At 75.2% G+C, this 8431-nt stretch carries 7 protein-coding genes and 1 pseudogene; all 8 read left to right on the top strand.

The window, feature by feature from the left end; all coding sequences use genetic code 11:
* On the top strand, positions 1-1560 hold a 1560-nt coding region (locus H1A17_RS34935), incomplete at its 5' end, for a DUF4157 domain-containing protein (protein ID WP_228544680.1).
* An 83-nt stretch (positions 1561-1643) separates the two neighbouring features.
* Positions 1644-2129 (top strand): phage tail protein, encoded by a 486-nt coding sequence (locus H1A17_RS32560; protein WP_088643770.1) that lies wholly within the window; start codon positions 1644-1646, stop codon positions 2127-2129.
* A gap of 8 nt (positions 2130-2137) precedes the next feature.
* Positions 2138-3259: a phage tail protein gene (locus tag H1A17_RS32555; protein ID WP_168222374.1), complete on the top strand. Its 1122-nt coding sequence runs from the start codon at positions 2138-2140 to the stop codon at positions 3257-3259.
* 13 nt (positions 3260-3272) lie between these two features.
* Positions 3273-5198, top strand: coding sequence for a phage baseplate assembly protein V (locus H1A17_RS32550; protein ID WP_194823676.1), 1926 nt, complete (start codon positions 3273-3275; stop codon positions 5196-5198).
* Positions 5199-5206: 8 nt separating this feature from the next.
* Positions 5207-5635, top strand: a complete 429-nt coding sequence (locus H1A17_RS32545) for a GPW/gp25 family protein (protein WP_088643773.1) — start codon at positions 5207-5209, stop codon at positions 5633-5635.
* Complete coding sequence (locus tag H1A17_RS32540) at positions 5635-7575, top strand: putative baseplate assembly protein (RefSeq protein WP_145917721.1); 1941 nt, start codon at positions 5635-5637, stop codon at positions 7573-7575. The genes H1A17_RS32545 and H1A17_RS32540 overlap by 1 nt, the downstream gene beginning before the upstream one ends.
* A complete protein-coding gene (locus H1A17_RS32535; RefSeq protein WP_194823675.1) occupies positions 7575-8123 on the top strand; it encodes a phage tail protein in 549 nt (182 codons plus the stop codon). The genes H1A17_RS32540 and H1A17_RS32535 overlap by 1 nt, the downstream gene beginning before the upstream one ends.
* Positions 8107-8431 (top strand): annotated as a pseudogene (locus tag H1A17_RS32530) (hypothetical protein); the annotation flags it as partial. The gene H1A17_RS32535 and the pseudogene H1A17_RS32530, both read left to right, overlap by 17 nt.

Raw genomic sequence — 8431 nt, 5'->3', positions numbered from 1 at the left:
CCGGCGGGGCGTGACAGCACGGACAACCGGCCGGCTTCGGCGGCGCGGGCCGACATCGCGGACGAGCTGCCGGCTTCGGCGACGGAGGGCGACCTCCTGGACGACCGACCGGGTTCGGTGGTGGACCGCGACACCGGGGACGACCGACCGGGCCGGCCGGGGCACGACACCTCGGACGACCGGCCAGGCCCGCCGGTGGGGCGCGACACGTACCACCCCGAGCCGGTGTCCCCGCCGTCGTCCTTCTTTCTCACCCGGCGTCCGGAGCAGTCCCCGCCGGCCGGGTCTCCGTCGGGAGTGGACCGGGATCACGGCCGGGCCGGTCAGGGGCCGCCGGGCCGGGGACAGGTGGAAGCGGTGCCGCATCCGCCCGTACCGTCGGCGGAGCGGGCCGGGTGGGTGGACCGGCCGGAGCCGTGGACGACGGCCGCACCCACGGACGTGGGGGTCCCGGCGTACCCCGTGGGGGGTGTCACCGCCGCGCCGGTGATGGCGGACGGACGGCCGGGTCCGGCATCGACCACGGCGGAGGGGACCGGGCCGCTGACGCACCGCGCGGGACCGCCGCCCACTCCGGTGGGCGTCGCCGAGCTGCCGGAGCAGGTCCCGGCCGCCCTGGTGGACGGCTTCCGGCAGCAGTACGGCGTGGACGTCGCGGCCGTGCCGGTGTGGCGGGGCGCGGCGGCCACGGAGGTGGTGCAGCAGGCCGGGGCGCGGGCGGCGACCCGGGGCGGCGAGGTGCTGCTGCCGGCGTCGGCCGGGCCACTGGACGCGCCGCCCGCCCGCGCGCTGCTCGCCCACGAGCTGGCCCACGTGGTGCAGCAGCGAACGTTCGGGGCGGCACCGCCGGCCGAGTCGACAGGCACCGGCCGGGACCTGGAGGCGCGGGCGCTCGCCGCCGAGCACGCCTTCGGCGACGGCGGTGGGCCGGGCGTCGGAGGCGTGCTGCCACCCGTCGCGCCGCTGACCGGCGGGGCTGCCGCGCCGACACCCCCGGGCACCGCCGGCACCTGGGGGACCACCCCCGGTGGTGGGCTGACCTGGCAGGCGAACCCCGGTGCGGGCGGCGTACCCCCGGCCGCGCCGACCGGCCCGCCGGCCGCCGCCCACCCGCTCCAGCGGGCGTCGATGGACACCCCGGCGGCCACCCTCGACGACCTGCGGGCGCTGGTGCGGGGCGAACTCGACCACCAGCAGGACCGGGCCGCCGACCAGCCGGCCGGGCCGACGCCGGACGCCCTGCGGGCCGAGGTGGCCGCCGCGACGGCGGCACCCACGATCGACCGGAGCGCGGGCCGGATCGCCGAGGTACGCGACGCGGTGGAGCGGCTGCGGGCGGAGCTGCGCACGGTGGCCGACCGGGGACGGGCCACGGCGGCCCGGCTGGACCGGGACGCCGACCGGGTGCCGGACCGGTCGCCGGGCCGGCCGGTGGACCTGGAGAACCCCGACGACCTGGAGGAACTGGCGGGCCGCCTCTACGGGCGGTTACGCGGACGGCTGCGGCAGGAACTGCTGGTCGACCGGGAACGCAGCGGACGGCTGACCCAGTTCCGCTGAGCACGGCAGGTGGCACGACGCAGGGCAGGTGGCACGCCCGCACGGATGCGGGGCCAGGACGAGGCGACGAGGAGGGCGAAACGATGGCAGGCGGTCTTTCCACCGCGGCCCGCTTGATGGGCGGCTTCTTCGAGGTCACCGGCGTCAACCACCGGTACCTCGTGGTCATCGACGACGAGCGGTACAACCTCGGCTCCTGGTCCCGGGTCTCCGGGCTGGGGGTGACCTGGCAGGTCTGCGAGTACCGGGCCGGGGACAGCAACGACGTCTTCACCTACGTGGGTGAGCCGACCTACAGCCGGATCAGGCTCAGCCGGGCGGTGTGCTTCGACTCGCAGGTCGTCCAGGAGTGGCTCTGCCAGCAGGCCAACCGGTACCGCCCGCTCAGCGGCACGATCCAGCTCGTCGACAGCGTCGGCCTGAAGATCGTCGGCTGGGACCTGAAGCACTTCTTCCCCGTCGGCTGGTCGGTGTCGGAACTCGACCCGAGCCACAGCGGGGTGGCGGTCGAGACCCTGGAGCTGGCGCACACCGGCTTCCTGCACGACGACGTGAAGTTCTCGCTCTGATGGCCGCCGTGTCCGCAGGGCAGCTCGGCGGGATGCTGGGCGACCCGAGCCAGACCGCGCAGGGGCTCGCCGCAGGCGGCCTGCTCCAGATGTTCCGCGACGGGCCGGGGGTCAGACGGACCCTCAAGCTCGGCCTGGCGATGCGTTTCCAGGTGACCATCGGTGACGTCCAGATCGGGCTGTGGCGTTCCTGCCGGGGCCTGCGGGCCGACTTCCGGCCCGAGGTGGTCCGGGTGACCGGGGACTACGTCGGCCAGTACCACCTGCCCGGCGAGGTCAGCTACGCCCCGATCGTGCTGGAACGGGCGGTGCACCGGGAGAGTTCGGCGCAACTGCAACAGTGGCTGGTCGGGGTGCTGCGCTCGTGGCAGGACGGCACCGGCGACGACACCCGGACCACCGCCCGGATCACCCTGCTCGACGCCGACGGCGAACCGGCCACCAGCTGGCTGCTCTACGGCGTACGGCCGTCGTCGTGGACGGGCCCGGACCTCTCCTCGGACAGCAACCAGGTCGCCGTGGAACGGCTGGAGCTGGTGCACGAGGGGTTCTTCCCCGACCTGCAGGCCAAGGCGGAGACCGCCACCCTGTCGTCGCCGACGCTCGGTCGGGTCGCGTTCTCCTACAACCCGGCCAAGATGGGCATCACCCGCTCCTCCCGGGCCTCCCAGCTCGTCGGCCGGGGCCGGGGCGTGGAACTCACCTCCGACACCGCGTTGCGGGTGATGGCCGGCGAGGTGCTGCTGGTCGGCGCGGGGGTGGCCCAGGACGTGCAGAAGCTGATCGCGTTCTCCGGCCCGCCGAGCGTCGACGAGCAGAGCCGCAGCGCGACCGGCATCGAGCTGCCCCGGCTGACGTTCACCTGGGGAAAGCTGTCGATGGCGGTCAACCTGAGCACGCTGAACGTCAACCTGACCCGGTTCGACGGTGAGGGGCAGCCGGTGCGGGCCCAGGCCACCCTGGACCTGATCGTGATCGAGGGGGAGATCTTTCCCAAGCGGGGCGGTCCGGTCCCGACCCGGTCGGTGCGGACCGACCCGGCGCAGTGGCGGCAGCGGGCGCTGGCCAGCGGGCTGGACGACCCGATGCGGGCGCAGGCCAGGGGCGCGTCCGTCGGGGCGCGGCGGTAGTGGGGGCCGGACGATGACCGCGATCGACCGGCACGGCCTGCTCTGGGGTACGGCGACCCTGCGTCCCCGGGTCACCGTCGGCACCGCCGGCCGGGCGCTGCCGACGGCCGCCGCCGACCAGCTGGTACGGGTGGTGGTGGACACCCAGGCCGCCCTGCCGGACATGTTCGAGCTGACCTTCGCCGACCTGGACGGCAGTGTGCTGCGCACGGCCGGGCTGGAGCTGGGCACCGCCGTGCAGGTCTTCGGCCCGACCGGGGACGGCTCGGCCGAGCACCGGCTGATCAGTGGCGAGGTGACCGCCGTGGAGGGACACTTCGTGGACCTCAGCGCCCACGTGGTGGTGCGCGGCTACACCCACGACCACCGGCTGCACCGGGTGCGGCGGACCCGTACCTTCCTCAACCAGTCGGACGCCGATGTCGCCCGGCAGGTGGCGACCGCCGCGAAGCTGTCGGTCGGCACGATCGACGCCACCAGCGGCCGGCTGGCCCACCTCTCCCAGGTCGCCCAGACCGACTGGGAGTTCCTCAGCGCCCGCGCCCGAGAGATCGGCTACGAGATCGGCGCCGACGGGGACCGGTTCCACTTCCGCCGGGCGGCCACCGCCCGCCGGGCCGGCAGCCCGGTGCCGTTGACCTTCCGGGGCAACCTGCGCCGCTTCCTGCCCCGGGTCAGCGCCGGCAACCTCGCCCCCGAGGTCGAGGTGCGCGCCTGGGACCCGGTCGCGGCGACGGCCGTGGCGAGCCGTGCCGCGACCACCGCCGACGGGGTGAGCCTGGCCGGCCGGACGCCGACCGGGGCGGCCGACACCTTCGTCCCCCGGGGAGCGCCGGCACCGCCACGGGCCGGCAACAGCGCGGTCGGTGACGTCGGACCGGCCCCCGGCCCCCGCGCGCACGTCCTGGTCGGTCGGGGACTGCCCGTGCCCGGCCGGGCCGACGGCGCGGTCACCCAGGTCGCGAAGGGGCTCGCCGCCAGCATCGGCGGCGGGTTCGCCGAGGCGGAGGGGGAGGCGCTGGGCGACGCCCGGCTGGTCGCCGGCAAGGCCGTCAAGGTGGACGGGGTGCCCGCACCGTTCGCCGGCACCTGGACGCTCAGCGCCGCCCGGCACGTCTTCGACGAGGCCGGGGAGGGCTACCGCACCGAGTTCACCATCGGCGGGACGCAGGACCGGTCGCTGCTCGGACTGGCGAACACCGGCGGCGGTGACCCGGGCGGTGCGGCCCGGATCGACGGGGTGGTCTGCGGGGTGGTCAGCAACGTCAAGGACCCGCAGAACCTGGGCCGGGTCACCCTGGCGCTGCCCTGGCTGTCGCCGGACCACGAGACCGACTGGGCGCCGGTGGGGCAGCTCTTCGCCGGCCCGACCGGTGGCGCGTTCTTCGTGCCGGAGCCGGGTGACCAGGTGCTCGTCGCCTTCGAGTTCGGCGACGTACGCCGCCCGTACGTGCTGGGCAGCCTGCCCAGCCGGCACACCGGTTACGGCCTGGACGGCGGCCAGACGTCGTCGACGAAGCCGGGGTCGAGCGGGGTGAAGTCGGTGGGGCAGACCAGCTCGGTGATCCGGCGCGGCCTGCTGTCGCCGTCGGGCAGCCGGTTGGTCTTCCACGACGAGGTGCCGCCCGGCGGCAAGGGGCAGCCGACCGCCGCCGACGTGGTGCTCGGCACCAGGGGCGACAAGCTCTCGCTGGCGATGGACCAGGTGGCCGGCACGGTGACCCTGCGCTGTGCGCCCGACAAACCCGGCAAGTTGCTGATCGAGTGCACCGGACAGACCGCCGTCGAGATCAAGGCCGGTCCGGGCGGCAGCCTCACCCTCGACGGCGGCACCAGCCTGAAGCTCAAGGGCAAGACGGTCGACATCAGCGGTACGCAGGTCAACATCAGCGGCACCGCGTCGACCGCCATCAAGGGCAAACCCATCCAGCTCAACTGAGGAGTGCCATGCAGGCCGACGTCATCGGCACCGGGTGTGCCTTTCCGCTGCGGGTGCAGCCCAACGGTCGACTCGCCACGATCAGCGGCACCGCCCTGCTGGAGCAGGCGATGTGCGTGATCCTGGCGACCTACCCGGGTGAGCGCCCGATGCGGCCGGAGTTCGGCTCCCGGCTGCGGGACTTCGTCTTCGAGCCGGTCACCGGGCAGACCCGGCGGGCCGTGGCGGTGGAGGTGCGCGCCGCGCTGGAACGCTGGGAGACCCGGGCCGAGATCGACGACGTCACCGTCACCGAGGACCCGGCCGGCGGCGACGGGCTGCTGCACATCGAGATCCGCTACCGGGTACGCGACACCGACGAGCCGGGCACCCTCGGGCTCAACCTGCGGACCCTCCCCGGTGACCGGGAACTGACCGGTACGGGGGTGCTCGGCTGATGGCACTGCCCGCCCCCGACCTCGACGACCGGGGCTTCGCCGACCTGGTCGGTGACGCCCGCCGGCTGATCGCCGACCGCTGCCCGGAGTGGACGGACCTGCACCCGGCCGACCCGGGGATCACCCTGATCGAGACGTTCGCGTCCCTGACCGACCAGCTCATCTACCGGCTCAACCGGGTGCCCGACCGGCTCTACGTGAAGTTCCTGGAGCTGATCGGGGTGCGCCTGGTGCCACCCACGGCCGCCCGGACCACGCTGACCTTCTGGCTGTCCACGCCGGCCCGCGCCACCCAGGTCGTGCCGGCGGGGACGCGGGCGGTGACCGTCGGCGACGGCGGGGACCCCCTGGTCTTCGCCACCCTCGCCGACCTCGCCGTGCCGCCCTGCGCGCTGACCCAGCTCCGGGTCCGGACCGCCGACGGGATCACCGACCAGACCGGCGCCCTGGAGTTGGGCGGCCCGGTCGCCGCGTTCTCCCCGGTGCCGCAGCCCGGCGACGAACTGCTGATCGGGCTGGACCGGGCGGTCGGCGGCTGCGCGGTGCGGCTGGAGTTCGAGGGACGCGTCGACGGCGTCGGGGTCAACCCGCTGCACCCGCCGCTGCGCTGGGAGGCGCGCGGCGCCGACGGCTGGCTCGGCTGCGAGGTCGGGCTGGACGAGACCGGGGCGCTGAACCGTCCCGGCGCGATCCTGCTGCACGTGCCCGCCGGACACCAGGCGACCCTGGTCGACGGGGTACTCGCCGGTTGGCTGCGGGCCCGGGTGGTCACCCCGCAGGAGGGTCAGCCCGGCTACAGCGCCTCCCCGGTGGTCCTCGGGCTGGCCGCGAACACCGTCGGCGGCACCACCGGGGCGGTGCACGCCGACCTGGTGGACGACGAGGAACTCGGCGACTCCGAGGGGGTGCCCGGTCAGCGGTTCGCCCTGACCCGCCGGCCGGTGCTGGCCGGCTTCGGCGACCCGGTGCTGGAGGTCAGTTCCGACGACGGCTGGCAGCAGTGGTCGCCGGTCGAGCACTTCGCCGGCAGCGGCCCCGAGGACCGGCACTTCCTGCTCGACGGGGTGGCCGGCGAGGTGGTCCTCGGCCCGGCGGTCCGGCAACCCGACGGCACCCTGCGCCGCTACGGCGCGGTGCCGCCCCGGGGCGGTCGGCTGCGGCTGCGCCGGTACGCGGTCGGCGGCGGCAGCCGGGGCAACGTCGGCGTCGGCGCGGTGACCGCGCTGCGGACCTCGATCCCGTACGTCGCCGGGGTGGAGAACCGGCACCCGGCCAGCGGCGGGGTGGACGGCGAGACGCTGGACGAGGCCCGTCGCCGGGGCCCGCTGACCCTGCGCAGCCGCAGTCGCGCGGTGACCGCCGAGGACCACGAGGTGCTGGCCCGGGAGGCCGCCCCGGAGCTGGCCCGGGTCCGCTGCGTGCCGAGCAACGGGGACGGGCCGCCGGTGGCGCGGCTGCTGGTGGTGCCGGCGGCGCCCGCCGAGGACGGGCGGCTGCGGCTGGAGGACCTGATCCCGGCCGAGTCGAGCCTCGCCCGGGTGGCCGGGCGGCTGGACGCCACGCGGCTGATCGGCACCCGGGTGGTCGTCGAGCCGCCCCGCTACCGGGGCGTGACCGTGGTGGCCCGGGTGATCGCCCGGCCCCGGGTCGTCGTCGAGCGGGTCCGGGAGGAGGGCCTGGCCGCCCTGTACGGCTTCCTCAGCCCGCTGACCGGCGGTGGCCCGGACGGTCGGGGCTGGCCGTTCGGGCGTCCGGTGCAGGCCGGGGAACTCTTCGCCGTGTTGCAGCGGGTACGCGGGGTGGAGCTGGTGGAGGACCTGCGGCTGTTCACCGCGAACCCGGTGACCGGTGAGCGGGGCACCGAGGCGGGCCGGATCGACCTGGAGCCGGACAGCCTGGTCTTCTCCTTCGACCACCAGCTCCGGGTGGAGGAGAACTGATGCGGGGCCTGGTCGACGTCGTGATGCCGTACCCGATCGCCGGTTTCCTGCCCGCCCTGTTGCAGGAGGACGACCTGCTGGTGCGTTGGACCGAGGGGTTGGACGAGGTGCTCGCACCGGTGGTGTCCACCCTCGACTGTCTCGACGCGTACCTGGACCCGGAGCTGACCCCGCCGGATTTCCTGCTCTGGCTCGGCCACTGGGTCGGTGCCCAGCTCGACGAGAACTGGCCGGTCGAGCGGCAGCGCGCGATGGTGGCCGGCGCGGTGGCCGCGCACCGGCTGCGCGGGACGGTCGTCGGGCTGCGGATGGCCGTGGAGCTGGCCACCGGGGGCGAGGTGGAGGTCCTCGACTCGACCGGGGTGTCCTGGTCGACCCGGCCGGAGCCGCTGCCGGCCGTGCTGCCGCCGGCCCGGGTGCATGTCCGGGTGCGGGTGGACGATCCGGCGGCGGTGGCCCGGCACGCCCTCGACGAGCTGTGCCGCGCGGTCGTTCCGGCGCACGTGACGACGACCCTGGAGGTGCTCGACCGTGATCATCTGTCGTGAGTGCGGCAACCACAACGGTGACGCGGACACCTTCTGCGGTTCCTGCGGCAGCTTCCTGGAGTGGACCGGCGAGAAGACCGTGCCGAAGATCCCGGTCGAGACGGTCCAGGAGGCGGAGCAGGAGCTTCGGCAGAAGCCCACGCTGCTGCAACGTATCGCCGGGGTGATCGCGCCCGCGCCGGGCGGCTCGCCGGTCAACGAGGGTGTGGTGCGGGTCGGCGACGGGACGGGCCGGGGATCGTCCGGCCTGCCCGGCGGCCCGCCCGGTCTGCGTCCCGGCCCCCCGGGGGCACGCCCCGGGCCGCCCG

It is taken from the genome of Micromonospora sp. S-DT3-3-22, assembly GCF_015354745.1.
GTDB classification, from domain to species: Bacteria; Actinomycetota; Actinomycetes; order Mycobacteriales; family Micromonosporaceae; genus Micromonospora; species Micromonospora wenchangensis.
The sequence above is the reverse complement of the archived record's forward strand: the minus strand, read 5'-3'. Positions and strand labels throughout refer to the sequence as shown.

Excerpts from the sequence above, each read along its gene's own strand:
- H1A17_RS32560 (WP_088643770.1), top strand. The coding sequence starts at position 1,644 with ATGGCAGGCGGTCTTTCCACCGCGGCCCGCTTGATGGGCGGCTTCTTC.
- H1A17_RS32550 (WP_194823676.1), top strand. The coding sequence starts at position 3,273 with ATGACCGCGATCGACCGGCACGGCCTGCTCTGGGGTACGGCGACCCTG.
- H1A17_RS32545 (WP_088643773.1), top strand. The coding sequence starts at position 5,207 with ATGCAGGCCGACGTCATCGGCACCGGGTGTGCCTTTCCGCTGCGGGTG.
- H1A17_RS32540 (WP_145917721.1), top strand. The coding sequence starts at position 5,635 with ATGGCACTGCCCGCCCCCGACCTCGACGACCGGGGCTTCGCCGACCTG.
- H1A17_RS32535 (WP_194823675.1), top strand. The coding sequence starts at position 7,575 with ATGCGGGGCCTGGTCGACGTCGTGATGCCGTACCCGATCGCCGGTTTC.